Below are 22,157 nucleotides of genomic sequence, written 5' to 3' on the forward strand. Positions count from 1 at the left end.
GTTCACCGCACGGGCGGTGGCTCGTTGAGCAGCAGCCAATAGAGGCCCAGCTGGCGCACCGCCTCCGTGAACTGCTGGAAGTCTACGGGCTTGCGCACATAGCTGTTACAGCCCAGGCGGTAGCTCGCCACGAGGTCCTGCTCCTCCCGGGAGGAGGTAAGCACCACCACAGGGACAAGCCGCGTGCGCTCGTCGGCCCGGATGCGCTGCAGGACCTCCAGCCCGTCGAGCTTCGGGAGCTTCAGGTCCAGCAGCACCAGGGCCGGCAGCTCCCGTGGGTCCCGGCCCGTGTACTTCCCGGTCCCGAACAGGTACTCCAGGGCTTCCGCACCGTCCTCCGCCACCACGACCTCGTTGACGAGGTGATGCGCCCTCAGGGCTCGGAGGGTGAGGGCCACGTCGTCCGGGTTATCCTCCACCAGCAAGATGGTCTTGGGCCGCATCGGTTTCCTCCCGCAGTCCCGGCAGGATGAAGTAGAAGGTGGCGCCCCGATCCGCCTCGGCTTCTGCCCACACCCGCCCGCCGTGTCGTGCCACGATCCGCTGCACCGTTGCGAGCCCGATGCCGGATCCGGGGAATTCCGAGGGCTTGTGCAGGCGCTGGAAGGGGGCAAAGAGCTTGTCCGCGTACCGCATCTCGAAGCCCACCCCGTTGTCCTGGATGAAGCACGCGAGGCCGTGCGGGGTCGGAGCTGCGCCGAACGCGATCCGGGCGTGGGGCCGGGGACGGGTGAACTTCCATGCGTTGTGCAGGAGGTTTTCCAGGGCCACGCGCATCAACCGCGGATCTGCTCGGGCCCGAATCCCGGGCGTGATGTGCACCTCGACCGCCCGGTCCGGCTCTCGCTGGCGCAACTCCTCCACGATGGCCTGCACGAGCGCGCTGAGGTCCACCTCCTGCGCCTCCAGCGGTGCCCGGGTGACGCGGGAGAGCTGCAGGAGGTCGTCGATGAGCTCCGCCATGCGCTGGCTTGCGGCCCGGACCCGCCGCAGGTAGTCCTGACCCGCCTCGTCCAGCCGGTCCGCGTAGTCCTCCAGCAGGGCCTGGCTGAACCCGTCGATGCTGCGCAGGGGCGAGCGGAGGTCGTGGGCCACGGAGTAGCTGAAGGCCTCCAGCTCCCGGTTCGCGGCCTCCAGCTCCGCGGTTCTCAGACGCACCCGCTCCTCCAGCTCCCGCGTGAGGGCCCGCAGGGCCTCCTCCGCTTCCTTCTGCTCCGTGACGTCCACCAAGGTACCGATCACCGCGGGTCGGCCCTGGTAGACCGTACGGGCGCCGTACACCTCCACGTGGATCACCTGGCCGTCCTTGCGCATGCCCCGGAACCCGTACCGCAGCGCCTGCACCTCTCCTTCGAGGCGGCGGCGGAGGTTTGCGTCCACGAGAGGCCAGTCCTCCGGGTGCACGAGGTCCTTGGGCCCGCGCCGCTCAATGAGCTCCTCCCGTGGGTATCCGAAGATGTCCGCGAGGGCGGGGTTCACGTACCGGAACACACCGTCCTGGATGAGGTACACGCCCACCAGGGACTGCTCCACGAGGCTCCGAAACAGCCCCTCCGACTCCTGCAAGGCCTGCTCTGTGCGGTAGCGCTCCGTGACGTCATGGGCCACCACCAGAACTGCGGGCCGGCCCCCGTAGGGGAGGGTATGGGAAGTGACCTCCACGTGGAGGATGCGGCCGTCCTTGGTGCGGTGCCGCCACGTTCCGGAGGCCTGGAGGGCGGGTCGGGGCCTTTGCACGTCCTCCAGCAGCCGGGGCACGTCCTCCGGAGGCCGGATGTCGAGGATGCGCATCCGCAGAAACTCCTCCCGGCTGTACCCGTACCGCTGGACCGCGGCCTCGTTCACCTCCAGGAATCGCAGGGTCTCGAGGTCATACACCCACATGGGTTGCGGATTCCTGCGGAAGAGCACGGCCAGGGCCTCCTCCAGCTGTCGCCGCGCCTCCGCCTCCTCAAGGCGCACCGCGAGCTCCGTGGCCCGGGCCGTCTGGACCACCATCCGTCTCCGGAGAACTCCCACCAGTACCGCGAGGGCCAGCACCGCGAGGAGGTAGACGGCCGCGGGGTTGGGGAGGCGGACTCCGAGGCGGCTCGCGAGTTCCAGGCCGAGGAGGAGGAGCACGGCGAGGGCAGGTCCCGCGAGGGGGGCCGCCCTGACCCATCGCCTCGGTCCAGCCCGCATCCGTACCCCCGGCTCTTTGCTCCAGGGTAGCGTAATAGCAAGATCCGTTCCACTCCGGGGAGGACCCCGTTGCGGATGAAGCCCCTCCTGCGTATGATGGAGTTCGGACGCGCCCGTAGCTCAGAGGACAGAGCGTTGGCCTCCGGAGCCAAAGGTCGCAGGTTCGAATCCTGCCGGGCGCGCCAGCACTTGTACCACAAGGATTCCAGTCACCCTCATCCTCTCTAGACCGGCCCGGAAAGCCAAGGTTCACCGGGTTGAGCGAGGCCTTCCTGCTCACCAAGCGGCTGAGCGGGTGTACGGAGGCCACTCTGGTCACCTACCGGTGGTGGCTGGAGCGGCTGTGCGCCTTCCTGGGTCCGGAAGAGCCTAGTCCGGCCCGGGTGGTGGAGTTCTTCTCGACCCTGGAGGGCAAGTCGAGCAGTCACCGGCACCAGGCGTATCGGACGCTCCGGACCTTCTTCAGGTGGGCGGTCTCGATCGGCGAGATCGTCCAGGACCCGCTCGCCGGCTTCAGGCTCCGGACACCCAAGACCCTGCCGCGGGTGCCCACGGACGACGAGCTGCGGCAGGTCTTGCGGTGCTGCCCGGACACCTTCGAGGGCCTCCGGAACCGGACCATTATCCTGGTCCTCGCCGACTCCGGCCTGCGGGCCCAAGAACTCCTGCGCCTGCTGGTCCAGGACTGGAACCCGGCGGAGAGGAGCCTGTTCGTGAGGGCCGGCAAAGGGCAGAAGGATCGGGTGGTCTTTGTGGGCCCGACCACCGCCCGCTCGCTGCGGGCGTGGCTGGCTACCCACCCGCGGCCGGCACCGGAAGAGCACCTGTTCTGCGACAGGAGAGGGCGGCCGATCAAGGCCCGCCACCTGGTGCAGATCCTCCACCGCCTCTCGCAGCGGGCAGGGCTACCACGTGAACGGTGGCTCCACCCGCACGCGCTGCGGCACTACTGCGCCACGGGCCTGCTGCGTCACGGAGCCGACCTCGAGGCGGTGCGGCGGCTGTTGGGCCACTCCACCTTGAACATGGTGCTGAGGTACGCCCACCTGGTCGGGCGCGACGTGCAGCAGGCCCACCGGAGGGCCGCCCACCTGGAGCGGCTGGACCTACGGTGAGGTGCGGCGTGCGGTACAGGCTCGCTCCACCGGGCCCAGGGCTGCGGCTGAAGCTGGTGCCACGGCCGCTCCAGTACCTGGCCACCCGGAGGGTGGACGGCATGCTGGAGCTGCGGTGCACCGCCTGCGGCCTGCGAGCGGCCCTGGCCCCGGCCCGAGCCATTCCGGCCCCGGGCCCGGTGGCTCGAGGTGGTGGAGGCGAGGTGGAGAGGGGCACCATACCGAAACGTTGCGCAACACTACGGGGCCACGAGCAGGAGCAGGCCCCGGACCCCAGGAGGCCGACCAGGCCCTGGTGGATGGCCTGCCTTGCCGGCGCATAGCGGCGCACTACGGGCTTTCTGAACGGAAGACACGACGGGGTCGTCACCCCGTCGTCGTCACCTCTCATGCTAGTGTCGCTCTACCGCGGCGCTAGCAAGGCTAGCATGCGGTTGCCAGGCCCCTGCTCACGCCTGCAAACTAGGGGCGCTCCGCAGGAACGGGAGGGGAGGTGGCAGGCGATGGGCGCGAAGAGGAAGGGCACGGACCCCGTTTTCGGTGGCGTGCTGGTCCGCCGGAGCTCCGGCACGTGGGTGTGGGCAGACACCGGCGAACCTGAACCGCGGGTGCGGGACTGGCGGCTGGGCCGGCGGGGCGCGGTGATCTTCCACGCATCGGTCGCGCGCGACCTGTTCGAGCGTTTCGGCCAGAGCAGGAGGAGCAGGACATGACCTCCTCGGACTCCGTCTTGGCCCTGGAGGCGGCGGAGGCGATGCTCCGGGCGGCGCGTCGAGGTGGACCGTGAGCCGATCCGGCTCCACCCGCCCTCCGTGCCAGGAATGCGGCTTGGCCGACCGGGTGGCGCGGGTGGTGTACGGGCTGCCTGCGCCCGACTACGAACCGCCCGAGCCCGTGGTCCTCGGTGGCTGCATCGTCCACCCGGACGCTCCGGCCTGGCGCTGCCTCCGGTGCGGCGAGTGGTTCGGGCGGGTGGGCGAATCGCATCAGCCCGGATAGGCTCGGATAGTCTCGGCATTTTTTTCGCCCGCTACCCGAGCCGGCGGGCGGTGCGCGGCCGCAACCCGCCTCGGGCCGTGCGGACCATGGGCGACCCGGGCGGTGCTGCGGCGAGGCGCGCCAGGTCCTCCGGGTCTGCCTCCGTCCGAGCCGGGTGGGCTTCCTCCTGCGCCCGCGCCTCTGCGGCCTCGCTCAAGAGCTCGGCGATCTGGGCGCACAGGGCGGCACGTGACCAGTCACCCGCGCGGACGAGGCGGAGAGCGAGGGCCGTCCAGCCCTCCGCCAAGGCCTCGCGCAGGTTGCACTCCTCGGTGGTCACCACTCGCCTCGGCCTTCGAGGAGTTGCAGGACCTTGCGCCCCTCCGACGCCGCGGCCCGGGCCCGGACCGAGGCGTCTTCGTAGCCTGCCCGCAGCAACCAGTCGGAGACGGCGCGCCAGGCCTCCGTCAAGGTCCGAATCAGGTCGAGGTCGTCCTCGTCCAGACGCCGGCCCGTCATAGCCCGCCGCTCCGCTCCAGCCGCTCCTCGGCCGACTTGACCGCAGAGAGGGCGTCCTCGATCGGCCTGGTCCAGAACGGGTCCGGCCGCCCACCCGCGGCCGCCACGGCGCGCTCGATCTCCGCGGCTTCGGCAAGTAGCGCCTCCACGGCCGGGCGGACCTCCTCCACGAACCGCCGCAGGACCGCCAGCCGGCGCGGTTCCGCCTGGGCGGCCACGTGGGCCACGTTCGCGCGCTTCAACCGGCCCTGGACCGCGGCCTCCAGCTCGGCGAGACGGGCCTCCAGGGCCGGTCGGTGGCGCTCGATCAGGGCAACCCGGCCCTCGGCGGCTTGCGCGGCGAGCAAGGCCCGATCGGTGCCCCTCGCGTTCGAAAGGGCCTGCTCGAAGGCCTCGGAGGCAAGGCGGGTGGCCTCCTCGCGGGCATGTCGTTCGAGGCCGGGCAGGGCCGCGAGTTGCCGGCGAAGTCGCTCGATTTCGAGCAGAGCTCCTCGATAGTCAGCATGTTGCTCGAAGGTCATGGTTCACCTCCGGTCGTGCTGTTTTGCAAGCCAATCTCCATACGCCTCCAGCCCACCCTCCGCCACCACCTCGAAGCCCGGAAGCCGGCGGATCCGGACCCTCTTCAGGTCGGCCCCAAGTTCCACCACCACCGCCTCTGCGCCGGGCGCCTGGCTCAGGCGCCATAGAACCTCCAATTGCGGTCCGCGAGGGCCGGGTAAGGGCGCACCGTAAGGCAGAACCTCCACCAGGGCCACCGGCTCGTACAGGACCAGCCCGGGCTCGGGCTCGACCCGCCGGAACTCCACCAGGTCCACGTCCGCGGCGAGGGCCCAGGGCGGCAGGGCGCGTCGGTGCCAGGCGAGGAACCGCCGCCGCAACCCGGTGTCGCGGCCTTGCCAGCGCCGCGCACTCACCGGCGGACCTCCGCCCGGGCCACCGCCTCCAGGGCCTGGGCCCAGCCGGTAGTACCCGGCCACCACCGCTTGCCCTCAAGGTGCTCCTGCCACCACCTCCTGCGGCCCGGGTCCAGCAGGTCCTGGGCGGCAACCTGGTAGAAGGCACCAGCTCGCTCCAGGCACCCAGGGTGCCCGACCAGCCACCTGGCGGGCGGCCGGCGGAGGGCCCGGGCCGGGTCCACCGCCAGGGTCGCCTCCTCCGGGCAGACTGGGCGGCGACAGACCTCGCAAACCAGGGCGGGCCTCATAGGAGGCCCTCCTGCCTCGCCGGGCCGTTCAGCCGGCGCCCGGGCCGCAGGTCCTCGATCCGGGCGTAGGCGAGGCACCCGGAGCACCTGACCCAGCCGGGCCACTCAGGGTCCGGATGCCACCTGCCACCGCACGTCTGCGGTGGCAGGTCCAGGACCGGGCCGGGTGGTGAGGGCCGGGCAGGGTCTTGAGCAGAGCCCGGGTCTGGGCCGGGCGAGGGTGGCCCACCCGGTGCCGGGTCGCCCAGGGTCGGGTCGGGCGGCGAGGGCCGGGTGGCCGCCGGTGGGTGGGCAGCCTCCTCGGAGGGTACGGTGTTACGTGTTACGCCTGTTACGGTGTTACGGTCACGCCCAGGCCGTAACACCGTAACAGGCGTAACAGGCGTAACAGGTGTAACAGGCGTAACAGGCATAACAGGTACCCGAGCTCCTTGTTCCTCGCCGGAGGGCCCTTGGGTGATGGCGTACCGCCCATCCGGGCACCTCTGAAGGTACCCGGCTCGGGCCATCCTGGAGAGGCGCATGCGGACCGCCTCGGCCCGGATGCCCAGGGCGGCCGCGATCTCGGAGGGCCGCATCGGCCCGCCCACCCGGAGGGTTTCCAGGACCTCTTGTTGCTCTCGGGTGGCCATGACCTCCTGGGCCGGACCCTCCACCACCCACAGCCCGCCCTCGAAGCGGAGGGCCAGCTCCTGGTCCTCCACGTCTCGCCCCGTGATCGAGAGGGTCGCCTCCTGCGCGCCACGAGTCCGCCGGAGGACCCACACCGTGTCCGCGGCACCCGTGATGCCCGCGGACCCGCTGACCAGGTCCATTGGGTCATCGGCGGGTGCCTTCCGGGTGTGGTGGACCACCAGTATGGCCACGCCGTGCCGGCGGGCGAGGTCTGCCAACGGGCCGAGGGTCTCGTAGTCTAGGGCGTAGGCGTTCGTGCGCGCATCCTGCCGGCCGCGCAGCCGCTGGAGGGTGTCAACGACCACCAGTCTGGCTTCCGGGTGGGCTCGCAGCCAGGCCTCAAGGGCCCGCAGGCCGCCATCACTCAACGTGGGCCACTCGAAGGCCAGGTGCAGCCGGCTCAGGTCCGCACCGGTGGCGCCTAACTGTTCCAGGCGGCTCCGGATGCGCCTTGGCGTGTCCTCCAGGGCGATGTACAGTACCTCGCCCGGTTCGCACCTCCACCGGCTCAAGGCCATTCCGCCGGTTGCTACGGCAACCGCGACACCGAGCGAGGCGTAAGACTTTCCGGCTTTTGGCTTGCCGGCAAAGACCGCAACGCCCTCGGGCAGGACCGACGAAACGACCCACCTGGGCTCCGAGGGCGGGCAGGCCATCAGATCGGCGGCGGAGGTCGTCGCAGGCCACGGGCCGGCAGCCTCGTGGTCGCGCTCCTCCAGGGCCCGCCTGAGGTCCTCCAGGGCCTCCTGGGCCCTCCGGTCGCCCGTCTCCAGGTAGTGGGCCACCGCCCTGGCCGCCAGGGCCAACCGGCGCTTTCGAGCCTGGGCCCGCACCTTCTCGAGGAGGACCTCGGCGCCCGCGGAGGTGGCCACCGAGTTCTGGAGGGCGATGAGGTAGGCGGACCCGCCGACTTCATCGAGCGACTTACCTTCCTCGACCAGGTGAGCCGCAACCGTGCCGATGTCCGCGGGTACGCCCTGCTCGACTAGGACCCTGATCACCCGGGCGATCTCCTGGTGCTGCGGCGCCCGGAAGTCACCCGGGTCCAGGTGCTCGGCCAAGGCCCGCTGCCTGGCCGAGTCCTCCAGGAGCAGGAGGCTACCCAGCAACTGGCGCTCAACCTCGAGGACTGCCTCAACCGATCCGGACATACGGCACCTCGCCCATAGATGGTCCTTTGCACCCAGGTTGCAGTCCGGCCGGGCCGGGCTGCAAAATAAGCGTTAGGCGAGGCGTTTGAGGTGCGGGTACGGTGGCTCCAGGCATCTAAGGACCAGGTCCAGGCCGCTGTTCGCGGGCTGAGGACGGGGTCCTGGCGGGTGCTGCAGCTGATCGCGGAGGGGCTGGGCCTGCCGGAGGGTGCCGTGGTGCTGGCGCCCTCCGGTGCGGCTGATGCCTATGAGCGGGCATGCTACGACCTGCTCGCGGCCATGGGTGGGCGGGTGGTGGTGGACCAGAAAGGTCGCGAGGTGGAGGTGGTGGAGCCTATGCAGGTGCGTCCGGAGGAAGCAGAGCGCCTGGAGCGCACGGTCTGGCTACACGCGTTCAGCGGTGATCTAAGCGCGGTGCGGCAGCTGACGGGGCGGCCTATCGGCGAGCGAGAGGCACAGAGGTTCCGCGAGTTCGTGGAGCGGGTGGTAACGGGCGAGGTGCGGGCCACCGCGGGCTGGTGGAAAGCGGTGGAACGCCGGGCCCTGAGCGCGAGGCCGGAGGCGGTACTGTACGCCTCGCTCCTGCGGGCCTACGAAGCCCGAGGCCTGGGGCGGCGTGAGGTTACTCGGAGGAAGGTTGCCCTGGCGAGTCGGTGCATGGTCTGTGGCACGTCCTTTGAGCGCCGCGGTGCTGCCCGCACCTGTGGGCGCCCGGAGTGTCGGCGAGAGGCCGCCCGTCGCAGGTTCCGCAGGTGGTACGCGCTCCATAAAGGGCGGCGGGCGCGGTAAGATAGGCTTGGGCGGCGGCCCGCACCGCACCTCGCCCAGAGCCACCGCCGCCCACACGAAGGGCAGCTCGAGGAGCACCGGGCTGCCCTTCTGCCTGCTCGCCGTGGTAAGATGGTCCTGGTGCGGTAGCCACCGCCCTCGCACGCCGCACCCAGCCTCCTGTGCCGCGGCCTGGACCACCACCCGGGCCGCGGCCTTCTACTTGGCCACCCGGGTGATTCACCCTGGCAGGACTTTGGTCCGAGCCTGTCGAATCAGATCCGCACCTCGGCCAAGCAGGAGGCGGGCGGTGCGAAGCCAAGGTTCACCCTTCCAGGATGCAGGAGTGGTGCGGCCTTCGGGCCCTGAGGTGAGCGTTGGCCTCCGGAGCCAAAGGTCGCAGGTTCGAATCCTGCCGGGCGCGCCAGCACTTGTACCACAAGGATTCCAGTCACCCTCATCCTCTCTAGACCGGCCCGGAAAGCCAAGGTTCACCCCCGGAGCGGGCGGTCGTGGCCGTCAAGCGGGAAGGTGGTCTGGTGGCGTTCGAGAGACCCCTCTGCCCCCATCCCACCTTCGCCCGGTACGAGGGCGGGAATCCCCGGGAGGCGCGGGGTTTCCGCTGTATGCCAACCCGGTAGCCGGTTCGGGACGAGCCCAAAGAATGAGCTGACAGATGTCACCCTTCTCTGGTACCCTGATGGGCCGGAACCAAACCGTGGGGAGGTCGGAAATGGCGGAGGTGACCATCACGCCCCGGGACAACGGCCCGTACCTGGTGCGGGGGCCGGTGCGCTTGGTGGACGCGGAGGGACGCGCGTGGAACCTCGACCGCGAGGTCATCGCCCTGTGCCGGTGCGGGGGGAGCGCCAACAAGCCCTTCTGCGATGGTACCCATGCCCGCATCGGCTTCCAGTCTCAGGTCCGGGCCTCCGCTCCCTAAAGGCTTACCTGATCAAGGGCGCAGGCGCAGCCAGGCGGTGGCCCCGGCCGCGGCCATCCAGGCGGCGGAGAGGAGGAGCACTGGCCGCGGACCCAGGCTCTCGAGGAGCACGCCGGCAAGGAGGGGGGCCAGAATTCCGCGCACGCCAATGAGGGAGGTGTAGGCTCCCGCGTAATGCACCACCAGGTGCGGGGGTGCGAGCTCCATCGTCGTGGTCATCCACGCGAGCTCCACCGCGGCGATGAGGAATCCATCCGCGGCTGCGGGCATGAGGGCCACCCACGCGGAGGGAGCAAGGGCGTAGAGCAGGGGGGTGAGGGGAGAGAGCACGAGCGCTCTGCGCAGGGTAGTAAGCCCGCTCGACTGGTCAATGGTTCTCCCCCATAGGAAGAAGCCTACCACGGAGGCTGCGTTGGAGATGGCGGCCAGGATCCCGACCTGGGTGTGCCGGGCCTGGAGGACGTCCACCAGCAGAAGGGGGAGTGCCGGCGCCATGGTCCACCCGCCGAACCCGAACGCGAAGGTGGCCACGAGTACCCACCGGAACCGTCCGTCCGCCCACGCGGCGTGCCACACCTCCCGCAGGGAGGGTCGGGGAGGAGATGCGGGGAGACGGGGAGGCCGGATGCGGCTGTAAGCCAGGGCACCCGCCACGCCGAACAGGGCCGCGGCGGGAAGGACCACCTGGGGACCGAACCGTTCCAGGAGAGGGCCTGCCAGGAGGGAACCCAGGATGGAGGCACAGCTGAGCCCGGTGCGTACCAGGCCCAGCAGGGTGCCCCGGGATTCCTGCGGGTAGAGGAGCTGCACCGTGGCCGCGTAGGCGGGGGTGGTGATGCCGTTTACGGCGTGGTAGGCAAGCACCAGGACCGCGAAGGCATCCGGATGTGTGATCGCCGGGGTGAGCAAGAAGAGGCTGCGGGCCAGCACACCCGGCCACACAAGGTACGGGACAGGATTCCGACCTGCCACCACCACGCTCCAGTAAGCGGCAAGCAGCAGCCCCACCGCGGGACCGGCGACCACCAGGGAGACCAGGAACGGGCTGGCGCCCATCCGGCGGGCGGTGACCCCGAGGAAGGGGATCACCATCCCGCTGAAGATGCCGAACAGCAAAGCCCCGGTGAGGTCCCACAGGAATGCCAGACGGGCCCTTGGGCGCAAGGGAGGGACCCAGCGCACAGACCGTAGTATAGCGCAGGGTCGGGTAGGAGAATTCCCGAAGGGGGGCGAATGCCCTTCCCAGAACGCCTTGCGGAGGTGCCCGGTGGACGTCCTGCTGTGGGTGCTCATCGCCCTGCTCCTCTACCTGGTGTTCTTTCAGGGCTAGCGGCAAATACCCAAGCATGCAGGTGGGTGGAGCGGAGGAAACCCGGTGCGAGGGGCGAATCTCGCTTTTCTCAGACACAGCCTGACGAGGTGGTGAAGATGGGAGGAGGCGGGAGGCTGGTTCGAGCGGGCCCGTGGGTGATCGTGGGGTTGGCCCTGATCGGCTGGCTGCTGGCTCCCGCGGGCGGAGCCGCGCCGTCCCGGGAGTGGGATCAGGTCATCCAGGCCGCGCGGCGAGAGGGCCGTTTGGTGGTCTACGACGCCTTTGGAGGGGCGGTCCCCACGGTGCAGTACGCCGCGGAGCGGTTCGAGGCCATGCATCGGGTGAAGGTCGAGATCGCCGTGATGCGGGCCAGCGAGTCCATCGAGCGCATCCGGGTGGAGCAACGGGCCGGTCGGGCCATCGCGGACCTGGTGACCGCGGGCTCCGGGACCACCCGCCCCATGCTGGACGAGGGCGTTCTGCGTCCCTTCGAGGGACTTCCCAGCGCTCCACGGATCGCGCCGCAGGTCCGGTTAAAGGTTCAGGAGTGGGAGCTGCAGCAGTACCTTCTGCCCTTCCTGATCCAGCTGTACGGGATCCTGGTCAACACGAGCCTGGTGCGGCCCGAGGAGGAGCCGAAGAGCTGGAGCGATCTCGCGGATCCCCGATGGCGTGGCCGGCTCATCATGGACGATCCCAGGGCGCCGGGAGGGGGTCAGGTCCTCTTCCAGGTGACCTACCGGGCGCTGGGGCGGAGGTTCCAGGAAGATCTCGCGGCCCAGCGGCCGTTCCTCACCCGGGGAATCGCGGACGCGGCCAGCCGGGTCGCCCGGGGAGAGTTCGCGGTGATGGCCCCCTTTGCCCTGGGGCTCTACCCGCGTGTTCGCGGAGGGCCCGTGAAGCTCATTATCCCCCGGGAGGGGGCCCCCTATGTCCCCCTGGGCGTCTCCCTGCCGCGGCGCAGCGATCACCCGAACGCGGCGGTGGCCTTCAGCGAGTTCCTCCTCTCCCGGGAGGTTCAGGTCCGACTGATGCACGATTTCATCCTGCCGGTGGTGCGCGGGTATGATCAGCAGGCGCCGGAAGAGGTCCGGCCGTTCCTGCGGGCCCGGCTGTGGGACACCGTGGTGGATCCCCGGGTAGAGCCCGAGTATCTCCGGCGGGCAAGCGAAATCTACCGGTAGCGGAGGGACCTAAGCATGCGTCGGATCCTCCAAGCAGTCATCCTCGTCCTCGCGTTGGCCGGGTGGAGCCATGAGGTGGCGGGAAGCCCCGGGGGCCTCTGGGCCCAGGTGGTGGCCGCGGCCCGGAGGGAGGGAACCCTGGTCCTCTACGACGGGCACGGAGGGGCGCTTCCCACCATCCAGTTCGCCGCGGACCTGTTCCAGAAAACGTACGGCATCCGGGTGGAGATGAGCGTGATGCGGGCCAGCGAGGCCCAGGAGCGGGTGCGGATCGAGCAGCGGGCGGGCCGACCGCTCGCGGACCTCGTCACCGTGGGTCCGAGCCAGGCCTGGCAGATGAAGAAGCTGCAGCAAACCGTGCAGCCCCTCGGAGACCTTCCCAGCAGGAAGAGGGTGGCCGCGCAGATCCGGCTGAAGCTGCAGGAGTGGGAGATCGAAGACGTCATGCTCGTGGAAGCCGTGCAGCTCTACGGCATCCTGATCAACACCCGGCTGGTCCCTCCCGGAGAGGAACCCCGAAGCTGGATGGACCTTCTGGATCCCCGGTGGCGGGGCAGGATGATCGCGGACGACCCCCGGGCCTTCGGCGGGGGATCCGTGTTCTTCGCCGCCACCTACAAGCGACTCGGGCGGGGGTACCACGAGCAACTGGCGGGGCAGCGTCCCTTCTTCACGAGGGCCATCGCGGAGGCCGCGAACCGGGTGGCGCGGGGAGAGTTCGCCTTGATGTACCCGTTTGCCCTGGGGTTGTATCCGCGGGTCCGGGACCTCCCCAACGTGAAGGTGATCATCCCCCGGGAGGGCGCGCCCTACGTGCTGCAGGGGGTTTCGATCCCGCGGGAGGTACCGCACCCCAATGCCGCCCGGCTCTTCGCGGAGCTGCTCCTCTCGGATGCCGTCCAGCGGAATCTCTACGAGAATTTCGTCCTGCCCGCCGTGGCGGGTTTCATCCGTCAGGCGCCGTCCGAACAGCGAACCCTCCTGGGGGTTCCCCTGTGGGAGACCTCGGATCCCCCGAGGGGAGAGGAGCTCCTCCGACTCGCCTCGGAGATCTATCGCTGAGGCTCGGCCCGTGGGAGAGGGCGGTTCGGGTCATGGCGCCTCAGGTGCGAACCCGCACGGCTCGCCGGGAGTCCGGAGCGCGGTGGCGGCTGGAGGGGGAGGTCTGCGTGGTGGGGTCCGGGATCGCGGGGATCTCCGCCGCCCTGGAAGCCGCCCGACTCGGCCGGGAGGTGGTGCTCGTGGAGGGGGCTCCCTTCATCGGGGGCCAGGCGGTGGGGGCTCCCATCGGCACCATCGCGGGGCTCTTTTCCTGCGGCCAGAACCCTCACCAGCTGACCCATCTCGTGGCGGACGAGCTCCTGGCCGCCCTGGAACGGGAGGGCGCGGTGTACCGTCGCTACTCGGAGAAGGCCCGCACCATCGTCCTGGTCTACGACGAGGTGGCGCTGGGGCGCTGGATGGAGCGGGAGGTACACCGGCGGGGGATTCGAGCGGTGACGGGGGCCGTCCTGCGGGAGGTGCGGCGGGAGGGGGCGAGGATCCACTCCCTCTCCTTCCTCACGCGGTTTGGGGATCTGGAGGTAAAGGCCTCCATGTACATCGACGCCACGGGGGACGCCGCGGTGGCCTGGTTTGCGGGACTCCCCTGCCGGGAACCGGATCGTCCCATTTACGGGTCGCAGATGGCGGTCCTGGAGGGCGTGCGGGATGAGTTGCTCCTGCCGGAATCGGCTTTCTTCGCCCGGCTCCAGTCCGTCCTGCAAGAGAAGGGGGACCGCTACGGGTTGGGACGGAAGGACGGGCTCGTGTTCCTGTTCCCCGGGCGGGGCATGGCCATCGTAAACATGACCCACGTGCAGACTCCTCTCGAACCGGCCGCCTTCACCCGCCGGAGCCTGGAAGGCAAGGATCAGGTAGATCGGGCGATCCAGCTGCTGCGGGAAGAGTTCCCGGAGGCGTTCGGGAGGGCACGGGTTCGGGTGTACGGGCAGCTGGGGATCCGGCAGACCCGGTGGATCGTGGGAAGGTACCAACTGTCCGTGGAGGACGTCCGGACGGGCAGGAGGTTCGAGGACGCGGTTGCCCGCACCGCGTGGCCCATCGAGCTCCACGACCGGGCGGAAGGGTATTACTGGGAGCCCTTTGAAGAGGGCCACGTACACTACGTGCCCCTCCGGAGCCTGATCCCAGAGGGGACGGAGAATCTCCTGGCGGTGGGGCGTTGCATCGACGCGGACCCTCTGGCCCTCTCCAGCGTACGGGTGATGGGACCCTGCATCGCCATGGGGGCCGCGGCCGCACACGTAGCAGACCTCTGCCTCGGGCGCTCCACCCCCGCGCAGGGGGTGGACCTGGAGGCCCTTGCCGAACGACTTCGACCGAACCTGGAGGATTCCGCTTCCTAACCCCGCGACCGACTTGACAGAGAATTCGGAGTCCCTCTAAGCTCTGAAAAAAGTAAACGAGCCTCCCGAAAGGGCAAACCCGCAGCAATGCGGGGGCGCAAAGCTGACGGGACCGCGGACGCGGTTGGCTGGGCTGCCGAAGGAGGCGCGAGGAGGCTGGGGAGACTCCGGTGCAAGGATCCCCGGCCTGTTTTGTTGTGCCCTCCTGTGGACCCTACCGTCCGACCAGAACGGTTCCCCGCAGCGAAAAACATCTCGGGACGAGGTGAGGCCATGCGACCAGTACGGGTAATCTGTGCTGCGGTTCTGGCTGCATTTCTGGGGGTACAGGGGATTCCCCCTGTTTTCTCTCAGAATGTCGGGAGTATTCAATTTCAGGACGTGACGGATCAGGTTTTCCCCTATCCGGTCCGACCTCTTTACGGTGAGAGCCACGGGCAATCCTGGGGCTTCATTGCGGTGGGGGACTACGACGGGGACGGCTGGGACGACCTCTACATCAATGAGATGAGCATGGTCCACACCGTAGAGCACCAGAACATTCACGGGCGGCCTCAATCCGGATATCTCCTGCGGAATACGGGAGGCCGATTCGTGGACGAAACCTACAAATTGCCGGTTATTGATGAGGACACGGAGCACCGGCATGCGGCGGTGTGGTGCGATTTCGACAACGACGGGGATGAGGATTTGCTTTTGGGCACCGGGATGGACGACGAATTCCCCTTGGGACATCCGGAGCGCATGACCGGAAATCTGGACGTGTGGCTCCGGAACGACGGCACCCACTTCACCGACGTGAGCCGGCAGGTGACCGTGGAAGGGTACGACACCCGGCACAGCAAGGTGTTCCACGGGTACACCTGTGCGGATGTAGACGGGAACGGGTGGCCCGACATTCTCCTCCAGAACAAAAAGGCCCCGGAGGTGTACGGGAGCGGGGGGACTCCCGTCTTCCGTTTGTACCTGAATCTGGGGGGCTTTCGTTATCGGGAGGCCGCGGCGGAACGGGGCTTCAAGGACACGGAATACCCCACAAGCAACATTGATCCCTGGGGCTTGGGTTGCTATGACTTCAACGGGGTCCGAGGCATGGACTGCCGTTCTGCAGGGGGGAATCTGGGCCGCTGGATCCTCAATAAAGGCGGCGGGTTCTTCGATGTCCACACGGGAGTATACCGGCCTATTGCGGACCTCAACGCCTACAGCAACGACCTCGCCTGGGCCGACTACAACGGGGACGGGCTCATTGACCATTCGGATGCCGGATTGACACAGATCGTGCGGATCTTCGTCAACAACGGGTCCACGGTCCACAATGATGGGATGGCCGATTCCACTAAGGCAGCGGCTTCGAATCGGGTGCGCCTGCGCAGCACTGCTGCCTTGGATGCCGACAACGATGGGGATGCGGATCTCTTCGTCACGGTCGAAGGTTCGGGTCCGCAGACGCCGGATGGATGGACGACCAAGGCTCCGGATCTGTTCTTCCGCAACGACAATATGACATTCGTGGAAATGGCCAGGCAGGTCGGACTAGACGGCGGAATTTGCGTGGGTAAGCGGGCGGATTCTCGGCCCGCGGATCACTGCGCGGGAGGTGGCGGGGCTGCGGTCGTCGACTACGACCGGGATGGCCGGCTGGATCTTGTGGTTTCCTACACGCCCTGGTTCAAGCCTGCCGGGGGTGTGGAGCGGGTGCGGGTGTACCGCAACGTGACCCAGAATCCCGGGAACTGGATCGGGGTGATCGTACAGGGCAGGAGATCTTTGGGGAGTCGTGTTACGGTTGAGGCGTGCGGGAAAACCCACGTCCGGCAAGTGGTGAACGACACGCATCATCTGGCCCAGAACACGCGGGCGATCCACGTGGGGTTGGGAGGGTGCACGAACCGACCTTATGTGGTCATCCAGTGGTCGGACGGGGCTGTGACCCGGACCTACCTTAGCCGGAACCGGTACCACCTGGTGAGGCGGTGAGGGGGGCGGCAGGGAATTCCGGTCGAGGGGTCAAAAATCCTCCATCGTTCGGGCATGCGGGCCGGAGGAGGGAGAAAATGGGGGCGACAGCACCTGTGGAGAGTCTGCAGACGCTCCTGGACCGGGTGCCGAGTCTGGTCGATCACCTGTACCGGAATCCCAAGGGGGCGCTGCGGGCCATCTTTCAGCTGTTTCCGCCCGCGGTCCTGCCGCCGGAATTCACCAACTGGCGGGACGAACAGCGGGCCCGGCGGGAGTCCGTGGCCCTCCTGGACCAATCGTTTCACATGAGCAACCTGTCCCTGAGGGGGCCGGATGCCCTGCGGCTGCTGGAAAGTCTGGCCATCAACAGTTTCCGGAACTTCGGCCCGAACCGGGCAAAGCAGTTCGTGGCGTGCTCCCCGGAAGGATACGTGATCGGGGACAACATCCTCTACGGGCTGGAAGAGGATTCGGCGGTGCTGGTCGGCTCCGAGGTCGTCCAGAACTGGGTGACCTACCACGCGGAGACCGGCGGGTACCGGGTTCGGGTGGAGCGGGACCCCGCATGGTCCGTGAACCCCACCGGACGGCGGACGGAGTACCGGTTCCAGGTGGAGGGTCCGAAGGCCCTGGCCCTGCTGGAGAAGGCCACGGGAGGGCCGCTGCCGGAGGTGAAGTTCTTCCACTGGACGTGGCTTGTCATCGCGGGGCGGAGGGTACGGGCGTTGCGGCACAGTATGGCAGGAGTCCCGGGCATGGAGCTCTCGGGCCCGTGGGAGGACCGAGAGGTGGTGCGGACTGCCCTCGTGGAGGCTGGCAGGGAGTTCGGCCTCCGGGAGGTGGGCTCCCTCGCGTACCTCTCCAGCGGCGGGCTGGAGTCCGGGTGGGTCCCCAATCCACTTCCCGCCATCTACACCAGCCCTGACCTGCGCGCCTACCGGGAGTGGCTTCCGGCCACCGGTCAGGAGGCCAGGGGATCTCTGGGGGGGAGTTTCTACTCGCCCCGCATCGAGGACTACTACCTGACCCCCTGGGAGTTGGGATTCGAGCACATTCTCCGGTTCGATCACGACTTCGTGGGGCGGCTCGCCCTGGAGGAGCGGGCCCGGGAGCGGCATCGGAGGAAGGTGACCCTCGTCTGGCACCCGGAGGACACCGCCCAGGTCTTCGGTTCTCTCCTGCGCCCGGGGCCGATGGCGAAGTACCTGGATCTCCCCTGGCTTCACTACGCCACCTGGCAATACGACAGGGTCCTGAGCCCGCGGGGGGAGCCGGTGGGTCTCTCCCTGTATGCTGGCTACACCTCAAACGAGCGCGCGGTGGTGGCTCTGGCGGTGGTCGACGCGGATTACAGCCAGCCCGGGACGGAAGTGGTCCTCGTGTGGGGCGAGGACGGCGGAGGTGCTCGCAGCGCGGCGTGGGTGGAACCGCACGTCCCCGTGGAGATCCGGGCCACGGTGGCTCCGGTCCCCATCAGCCAGGCGGCCCGGCAGTACCGGGCCGCCATGCGGTCCGGACGCTAGCAGGTCCCCGGGCCCCTTTACGGCTCCTCCCGCGCGGTGCTAAAATGAGCCGTCGGCGAGAGCGCCCCAGGAGTTCGGTTCCCGGAAGGAGGTGTGAGGTTGGCCACGGTTCGCGTGGGGAAGGACGAGTCCCTGGACAGCGCCCTCAAGCGGTTCCGCCGGGAGGTCCAACGGTCGGGGATCCTCGTGGAGGCCAAGCGGCATGAGCACTACGAGAAGCCCAGTGACCGGCGGCGCCGCAAGCTGGCCAAGCGGGCCCGCAAGCAGAAGGCGAAGTCCAGGTAGCTCGCCGCCCCGATCGCACAGCTTCCGGGCTCCGAACTCGTTCGGGGCCCGGTTTTTTTGACCATGACCCTTCTGGAACGGCTGGGAGAGGATCTCAAACAGGCCCTCAAGGCGAGGGATACGATTCGGGTCTCCACCCTGAGGCTCGCCCGGGCCGCCCTGCACAACGCGGAGATCCAGCGGGGCCGTCCCCTCACGGACGAGGAGGCCCAGGAGGTCCTGCGGCTCGAAGCCCGGCGCCGGAAGGAGGCCATCGAGGCCTTCCGCCGGGCCGGGCGGGAGGAGATGGCCCACCGGGAGGAGCTGGAGCTTGCGGTGCTCCTGGAGTACCTCCCTGCCCCGCTCTCCAGGGAGGAACTCCGGAGGATCGTGCAGGAGGCGATCCAGAAGCTCGGAGCCCGCACGGAACGGGACGCGGGCCGGGTAATCGGAGCGGTGATGCGGGAGGTTCGGGGCAGGGCCGAGGGCCGGGACGTGGAACGTCTGGTGCGGGAGGCCCTCGGGTCCGGACCATAGCCGGGGATGACCAGGAAGCGCTTGCGGCGGTCGGTCCCCAAATCGCGGAGCTGGAAGCGGGCGGTGAGCGCGGGCGGGGTGGTGTTCCGTCCCGGTCCCTCCGGCCCGGAGGTCCTGCTGCTCCTCCACCGCAACGGCCGGTGGATGCTCCCCAAGGGGACCGTGGAGGCAGGGGAGACGGAGGAGGAGGTTGCCCGCCGGGAGGTGGGGGAGGAGGCCGGAGTACACAACCTCCGGCTGGTGGCAGACCTCGGCGAGGAACGTTATCGGTTCTACTGGCCCCCGGAGAAGACCTTCTACGACAAGACCGTGCGCTACTACCTCCTGGAGTGGCTGGGCGGAGAGGAGCCCAGGCCGCAGGCGGAGGAGGGGTTCGTGGAAGCCCGTTGGGTTCCCCTGGACGAGGCGGTGGAGCGGGTAAGGTACAGGGAGACGCGCGAGATCCTGCTTCGAGCCCGGGAGATCCTGAAGGCCCAGGAGGCGGAGACGTGAGGGAGCCTGCGATCGGAACCGCGGACCTGGTGGAGGATACCTTCCGGAAATACGCGGAGCACGTGAACCCGGGGCTCGTGAAACTGTGGCGGTTCGCGGGGATCGAGACCCTGGAGTGGGAGGCCGAGGGCGCGGTGGTCCGGGACGTCCACGGCCGGGAGTACCTGGACTTCTCCGGCGGCCCCGCGGTCTTCGTCCTGGGCCACCGGCACCCGCGGGTGGTCCAGGCGGTCGTGGAGCAGATCCAGCGCATGCCCATGTCCGTGCGGGCCCTGCCCCGGCGGTCGGAGGCGGAGCTCGCGGCGCTCTTGGCCGAGATCACGCCCGGAGACCTCCGCTACGCCTTCTTCTGCAACAGCGGCGCGGAAGCGGTGGAAGGAGCCATCAAGCTGGCCCGCCTGGCCACCGGGAAGCCCGGCATCATCGCCACGGAGGGAGCCTTCCACGGAAAGACCCTGGGGGCCCTTTCCGCCACGGGCCGGGAGAAGTACCGAAAGCCTTTTGAGCCCCTCGTGCCCGGGTTCCGGCACATCCCCTTCGGAGATCCCGAGGCCCTGGAGGAGGCCATTGACGGGGATACCGCGGCCTTCCTGGTGGAGCCCATCCAGGCGGAGGGCGGAGTGCGGATCCCGCCGGACGACTACCTCGGCCGGGTGCGGGAGATCTGCGACCGCAGAGGGATCCTCCTCATCGTGGACGAGGTGCAGACCGGGATGGGCCGCACGGGCCGGATGTTCGCGTGCGAGCACGCGGGCATCACTCCCGACATCCTCACCCTGGCGAAGGGACTCGGGGGCGGGGTGATGCCCATCGGGGCGTTCGTGGCCCGCCCCCACCTCTGGGAGGCCTTCGCCACCGATCCCTACCTGCACTCCTCCACCTTTGGGGGGAATCCCGCGGCCTGCGCGGCAGCCATCGCCACCATCCGGGTTCTGCTTGAGGAGCGTCTGCCGGAGCGGGCCGCGGATCTCGGCGCGTTCCTGCTGGAAGGCCTGCGTTCCCTTGCCGACCGCTATCCGGACCTCGTGCGGGAGGTGCGCGGGAAGGGCCTGCTCCTGGGAGTGGAATTCGTGGACCCGGACGTGGCGTTGCTGTGTGCCGCGGAGGCCCTGCGGCGGGGAGTGATCTTTTACTTCGCCCTCAACCGGCCCGAGGTGATCCGCATCGCCCCACCCCTGGTCATCACCCGGGAGCAGATCGGAACCGCCCTGGCGTGCGTGGACGCGGCCCTGGGAGCCACGCGGGAGATGCTGGAGAGCCTCCGATCTGCCGGATGATCCCGCGGGAGGAGTACCGGGAACGACAGGAACGCGTCCGGGCGGGCATGCGGAGCTCGGGACTGCGGGCCCTGGTGGTGGTCTCCGGGCCGTTTTACGAGCGGCCCGGAGATGTGGCCTATCTCAGCGGCCACTTCCCTCCCTTCCCCACCTCCGAGGCCGAGCCCCCCATCGCCGGGATGGGATACGCGGCCGTGGTCCTGGACCACCGGGAGACGGTGCTCCTCGTGGACACGCCCCGCTACCGGGCCGAGGAGGTGGTGGCGGATGAGGTGCGGGTGGGTCCGGACCTGTGGGGGGCGCTGGTGGAGGTTCTCCGGGAGCGAGCTGCGGGGGAGGTCGGAGTCGTGGGCACGGACGTGGCTCCCCTGGAGATGGCCCGTCGACTGGAGGAAGCCGGGTTCCAGACGATCCCCGCGGACGGCCTCCTCCGGTCCCTGCGCCGGCGCAAGAGTGCTGCGGAGGTGGATCTGCTGCGGCGGGCCGTGGCGTGCGCCCGGGAGGGGCTCGTGGCCGCCTGTACGGCGTGCCTCCCGGGAACATCCGAACAGGAGGTCTGCGCGACAGGGGTTGCCGCGGCCCTCCGGGCCGGCGCGGATTTCGTGCGGTACCTCCGGGTGCACTCCGGTCCGTGGAGCGCGTGGACCACCCGCTGGCCGCCCGCCACGGACCGCAGGCTCATCAAGAGCGATCTCGTGCTCCTGGACCTCGTGGGTGCCCGGGAGGGCTATCACTTCGACGTCCTGCGCACAACCCTGGTGGGCTTCGATGCGCTGCCCTGGCAGCGCGTGCTCCTGGAGGCCACCCAGCGGGCCCTGGCCCGGGCTCTTGAGAGCATTCGCCCGGGGGTTCAGGTGCATGAGGTGGTGGCCGCGGCTCTGGGGGCCTACGAGGAGGCGGGCTTGGGCGGGCATGCCTCGACGTTCCTCGGCCACGGGATCGGGCTGGAAACCGTGGAAGCTCCCTACCTCCGGCCCGGGAGCGCGGTGCGGCTGGAGGAGGGGATGGTGCTGTGCGTGGAGCCCTCCGTCTGCCTGCCGGGCCGGGGCGGGGCGTGCATCGAGGAGGAGGTGGTGGTGACCCGGGAGGGGTGCGAGGTGCTCACGGGCGACATCCCACGCCTCCTGTGGGCGTGACTACCGGGAGGTCAGGAGGGGAGGGCCCCAGAGGTCGTCCTGGGAGCCTTCCCGGAGGGCGAGCTGTACCTCTTGGTCCGTCTTCAGCAGGAACACCCGCTCCATCTCATCGATGCCCTGGAGGTCCTGGTAGACCTCGAAGGCTTCCTCCGAGATCATGGCCCGCAGCTGGGCTTCCAGGCGCAACTTGCTCAGGAAAAACTGCTCCAGGTGGATGCGCCGGTAAAGCCACACGTGGTGCTGGAGGATCTGCCGGAGTTTCTGCTCGTGGCTGAAGAGGAGGTCCCGGCGGTCCACGAGCTCCAGGGCCCGGCGGTAAGATCGAGATAGGTCAAGGAGGAGATCCCGGAGATCCTGGATGAGGACTTCCGGAGTCGTATCACCTTTGGCCGCCTGTCGCACCGCCCGGAGCAGCCGCCCCTCCATCAGCCGCAGGCCGTGTGCGAGGTCCGCGAGGGTGCGGGCGAGGCCGGGATTCGGAGGATGCTGGAGCTTGGTCACGCGTCTTGGCGCATTCATGGACGC

25 protein-coding genes, 1 tRNA gene and 1 riboswitch are annotated in these 22,157 nt (G+C 69.0%); of the genes, 16 read left to right on the top strand and 10 right to left on the bottom strand.

Features of this window, described 5'->3' with window-relative positions:
* Positions 1-2: 2 nt before the first annotated feature.
* Complete coding sequence (locus tag QN206_09155; GenBank protein MDR7614972.1) at positions 3-443, bottom strand: response regulator; 441 nt, start codon at positions 441-443, stop codon at positions 3-5.
* A complete protein-coding gene (locus QN206_09160; GenBank protein MDR7614973.1) occupies positions 409-2,181 on the bottom strand; it encodes a PAS domain S-box protein in 1,773 nt (590 codons plus the stop codon). Before QN206_09160 ends, QN206_09155 begins: the two co-directional genes overlap by 35 nt.
* Positions 2,182-2,290: 109 nt before the next feature.
* On the opposite strand from QN206_09160, the gene QN206_09165 reads away from it, so the two are divergent.
* From QN206_09165 to QN206_09180, 4 genes are all read left to right on the top strand, one after another.
* Positions 2,291-2,366, top strand: a tRNA-Arg gene (locus tag QN206_09165).
* Positions 2,367-2,438: 72 nt separating this feature from the next.
* Positions 2,439-3,296, top strand: coding sequence for a tyrosine-type recombinase/integrase (locus QN206_09170; GenBank protein MDR7614974.1), 858 nt, complete (start codon positions 2,439-2,441; stop codon positions 3,294-3,296).
* Between the two features lie 503 nt (positions 3,297-3,799).
* A complete protein-coding gene (locus QN206_09175; protein MDR7614975.1) occupies positions 3,800-4,009 on the top strand; it encodes a hypothetical protein in 210 nt (69 codons plus the stop codon).
* A gap of 115 nt (positions 4,010-4,124) precedes the next feature.
* On the top strand, positions 4,125-4,295 hold the full coding sequence (locus tag QN206_09180) for a hypothetical protein (protein MDR7614976.1): 171 nt from the start codon (positions 4,125-4,127) through the stop codon (positions 4,293-4,295).
* Between the two features lie 31 nt (positions 4,296-4,326).
* Here QN206_09180 and QN206_09185 read toward each other — a convergent pair whose 3' ends face one another.
* The 6 genes from QN206_09185 to QN206_09210 are packed head-to-tail and all read right to left on the bottom strand — an operon-like array spanning position 4,327 to position 7,826.
* Entirely contained in the window at positions 4,327-4,614 is a 288-nt protein-coding gene (locus tag QN206_09185; protein ID MDR7614977.1) for a hypothetical protein, read from the bottom strand.
* Positions 4,611-4,793 (bottom strand): hypothetical protein, encoded by a 183-nt coding sequence (locus QN206_09190; GenBank protein ID MDR7614978.1) that lies wholly within the window; start codon positions 4,791-4,793, stop codon positions 4,611-4,613. Before QN206_09190 ends, QN206_09185 begins: the two co-directional genes overlap by 4 nt.
* Entirely contained in the window at positions 4,790-5,314 is a 525-nt protein-coding gene (locus QN206_09195; protein MDR7614979.1) for a hypothetical protein, read from the bottom strand. The genes QN206_09190 and QN206_09195 overlap by 4 nt, the downstream gene beginning before the upstream one ends.
* Before the next feature lie 3 nt (positions 5,315-5,317).
* Positions 5,318-5,710 carry a hypothetical protein gene (locus QN206_09200; protein MDR7614980.1) on the bottom strand — a complete coding sequence of 131 codons (393 nt, stop codon included), beginning with the start codon at positions 5,708-5,710 and terminating at the stop codon, positions 5,318-5,320.
* The gene (locus tag QN206_09205; GenBank protein ID MDR7614981.1) at positions 5,707-6,000 is read right to left on the bottom strand and encodes a hypothetical protein; all 294 of its coding nucleotides are present in this window, start codon (positions 5,998-6,000) and stop codon (positions 5,707-5,709) included. The genes QN206_09200 and QN206_09205 overlap by 4 nt, the downstream gene beginning before the upstream one ends.
* Positions 5,997-7,826 carry an AAA family ATPase gene (locus QN206_09210; protein ID MDR7614982.1) on the bottom strand — a complete coding sequence of 610 codons (1,830 nt, stop codon included), beginning with the start codon at positions 7,824-7,826 and terminating at the stop codon, positions 5,997-5,999. Before QN206_09210 ends, QN206_09205 begins: the two co-directional genes overlap by 4 nt.
* 90 nt (positions 7,827-7,916) lie before the next feature.
* Between QN206_09210 and QN206_09215 the strand changes: the two genes are divergently transcribed.
* Entirely contained in the window at positions 7,917-8,615 is a 699-nt protein-coding gene (locus QN206_09215; GenBank protein ID MDR7614983.1) for a hypothetical protein, read from the top strand.
* A gap of 712 nt (positions 8,616-9,327) precedes the next feature.
* Entirely contained in the window at positions 9,328-9,537 is a 210-nt protein-coding gene (locus QN206_09220) for a CDGSH iron-sulfur domain-containing protein (GenBank protein MDR7614984.1), read from the top strand.
* Between the two features lie 12 nt (positions 9,538-9,549).
* Here QN206_09220 and QN206_09225 read toward each other — a convergent pair whose 3' ends face one another.
* Positions 9,550-10,701: an MFS transporter gene (locus QN206_09225; GenBank protein ID MDR7614985.1), complete on the bottom strand. Its 1,152-nt coding sequence runs from the start codon at positions 10,699-10,701 to the stop codon at positions 9,550-9,552.
* A 264-nt stretch (positions 10,702-10,965) separates the two neighbouring features.
* Between QN206_09225 and QN206_09230 the strand changes: the two genes are divergently transcribed.
* The 10 genes from QN206_09230 (at position 10,966) to QN206_09275 (ending at position 21,632) form a co-directional block, all read left to right on the top strand.
* Complete coding sequence (locus QN206_09230; protein ID MDR7614986.1) at positions 10,966-12,033, top strand: extracellular solute-binding protein; 1,068 nt, start codon at positions 10,966-10,968, stop codon at positions 12,031-12,033.
* Between the two features lie 15 nt (positions 12,034-12,048).
* Positions 12,049-13,095 carry an extracellular solute-binding protein gene (locus tag QN206_09235; protein MDR7614987.1) on the top strand — a complete coding sequence of 349 codons (1,047 nt, stop codon included), beginning with the start codon at positions 12,049-12,051 and terminating at the stop codon, positions 13,093-13,095.
* 32 nt (positions 13,096-13,127) lie between these two features.
* Positions 13,128-14,441, top strand: a complete 1,314-nt coding sequence (locus tag QN206_09240) for an FAD-dependent oxidoreductase (GenBank protein MDR7614988.1) — start codon at positions 13,128-13,130, stop codon at positions 14,439-14,441.
* A gap of 62 nt (positions 14,442-14,503) precedes the next feature.
* A riboswitch (cyclic di-GMP riboswitch) is annotated at positions 14,504-14,582 on the top strand.
* Positions 14,583-14,822: 240 nt separating this feature from the next.
* Complete coding sequence (locus QN206_09245) at positions 14,823-16,421, top strand: CRTAC1 family protein (GenBank protein MDR7614989.1); 1,599 nt, start codon at positions 14,823-14,825, stop codon at positions 16,419-16,421.
* Positions 16,422-16,498: 77 nt separating this feature from the next.
* Complete coding sequence (locus QN206_09250; GenBank protein ID MDR7614990.1) at positions 16,499-17,926, top strand: aminomethyl transferase family protein; 1,428 nt, start codon at positions 16,499-16,501, stop codon at positions 17,924-17,926.
* A 99-nt stretch (positions 17,927-18,025) separates the two neighbouring features.
* On the top strand, positions 18,026-18,211 hold the full coding sequence (gene rpsU, locus QN206_09255) for a 30S ribosomal protein S21 (GenBank protein ID MDR7614991.1): 186 nt from the start codon (positions 18,026-18,028) through the stop codon (positions 18,209-18,211).
* Between the two features lie 63 nt (positions 18,212-18,274).
* Positions 18,275-18,727: a GatB/YqeY domain-containing protein gene (locus QN206_09260; protein MDR7614992.1), complete on the top strand. Its 453-nt coding sequence runs from the start codon at positions 18,275-18,277 to the stop codon at positions 18,725-18,727.
* A 6-nt stretch (positions 18,728-18,733) separates the two neighbouring features.
* The gene (locus tag QN206_09265; protein ID MDR7614993.1) at positions 18,734-19,219 is read left to right on the top strand and encodes an NUDIX domain-containing protein; all 486 of its coding nucleotides are present in this window, start codon (positions 18,734-18,736) and stop codon (positions 19,217-19,219) included.
* Positions 19,216-20,496, top strand: coding sequence for an aminotransferase class III-fold pyridoxal phosphate-dependent enzyme (locus QN206_09270; GenBank protein MDR7614994.1), 1,281 nt, complete (start codon positions 19,216-19,218; stop codon positions 20,494-20,496). Before QN206_09265 ends, QN206_09270 begins: the two co-directional genes overlap by 4 nt.
* A complete protein-coding gene (locus QN206_09275) occupies positions 20,493-21,632 on the top strand; it encodes a Xaa-Pro peptidase family protein (protein ID MDR7614995.1) in 1,140 nt (379 codons plus the stop codon). Before QN206_09270 ends, QN206_09275 begins: the two co-directional genes overlap by 4 nt.
* Here QN206_09275 and QN206_09280 read toward each other — a convergent pair whose 3' ends face one another.
* Positions 21,633-22,151 (bottom strand): hypothetical protein, encoded by a 519-nt coding sequence (locus QN206_09280; GenBank protein ID MDR7614996.1) that lies wholly within the window; start codon positions 22,149-22,151, stop codon positions 21,633-21,635.
* Between the last annotated feature and the right edge of the window lie 6 nt (positions 22,152-22,157).

The organism is Armatimonadota bacterium (assembly GCA_031460175.1).
In the GTDB taxonomy this organism is placed as follows: Bacteria; Sysuimicrobiota; Sysuimicrobiia; order Sysuimicrobiales; family Sysuimicrobiaceae; genus Sysuimicrobium; species Sysuimicrobium tengchongense.

What these genes read in the sequence shown, in the direction of transcription:
- QN206_09155 (MDR7614972.1), bottom strand. Translation starts at nt 443, where the DNA reads ATGCGGCCCAAGACCATCTTGCTGGTGGAGGATAACCCGGACGACGTG.
- QN206_09160 (MDR7614973.1), bottom strand. Translation starts at nt 2,181, where the DNA reads ATGCGGGCTGGACCGAGGCGATGGGTCAGGGCGGCCCCCCTCGCGGGA.
- QN206_09175 (MDR7614975.1), top strand. Translation starts at nt 3,800, where the DNA reads ATGGGCGCGAAGAGGAAGGGCACGGACCCCGTTTTCGGTGGCGTGCTG.
- QN206_09190 (MDR7614978.1), bottom strand. Translation starts at nt 4,793, where the DNA reads ATGACGGGCCGGCGTCTGGACGAGGACGACCTCGACCTGATTCGGACC.
- QN206_09195 (MDR7614979.1), bottom strand. Translation starts at nt 5,314, where the DNA reads ATGACCTTCGAGCAACATGCTGACTATCGAGGAGCTCTGCTCGAAATC.
- QN206_09205 (MDR7614981.1), bottom strand. Translation starts at nt 6,000, where the DNA reads ATGAGGCCCGCCCTGGTTTGCGAGGTCTGTCGCCGCCCAGTCTGCCCG.
- QN206_09210 (MDR7614982.1), bottom strand. Translation starts at nt 7,826, where the DNA reads ATGTCCGGATCGGTTGAGGCAGTCCTCGAGGTTGAGCGCCAGTTGCTG.
- QN206_09220 (MDR7614984.1), top strand. Translation starts at nt 9,328, where the DNA reads ATGGCGGAGGTGACCATCACGCCCCGGGACAACGGCCCGTACCTGGTG.
- QN206_09230 (MDR7614986.1), top strand. Translation starts at nt 10,966, where the DNA reads ATGGGAGGAGGCGGGAGGCTGGTTCGAGCGGGCCCGTGGGTGATCGTG.
- QN206_09235 (MDR7614987.1), top strand. Translation starts at nt 12,049, where the DNA reads ATGCGTCGGATCCTCCAAGCAGTCATCCTCGTCCTCGCGTTGGCCGGG.
- QN206_09240 (MDR7614988.1), top strand. Translation starts at nt 13,128, where the DNA reads ATGGCGCCTCAGGTGCGAACCCGCACGGCTCGCCGGGAGTCCGGAGCG.
- QN206_09250 (MDR7614990.1), top strand. Translation starts at nt 16,499, where the DNA reads ATGGGGGCGACAGCACCTGTGGAGAGTCTGCAGACGCTCCTGGACCGG.
- QN206_09260 (MDR7614992.1), top strand. Translation starts at nt 18,275, where the DNA reads ATGACCCTTCTGGAACGGCTGGGAGAGGATCTCAAACAGGCCCTCAAG.
- QN206_09265 (MDR7614993.1), top strand. Translation starts at nt 18,734, where the DNA reads ATGACCAGGAAGCGCTTGCGGCGGTCGGTCCCCAAATCGCGGAGCTGG.
- QN206_09275 (MDR7614995.1), top strand. Translation starts at nt 20,493, where the DNA reads ATGATCCCGCGGGAGGAGTACCGGGAACGACAGGAACGCGTCCGGGCG.
- QN206_09280 (MDR7614996.1), bottom strand. Translation starts at nt 22,151, where the DNA reads ATGAATGCGCCAAGACGCGTGACCAAGCTCCAGCATCCTCCGAATCCC.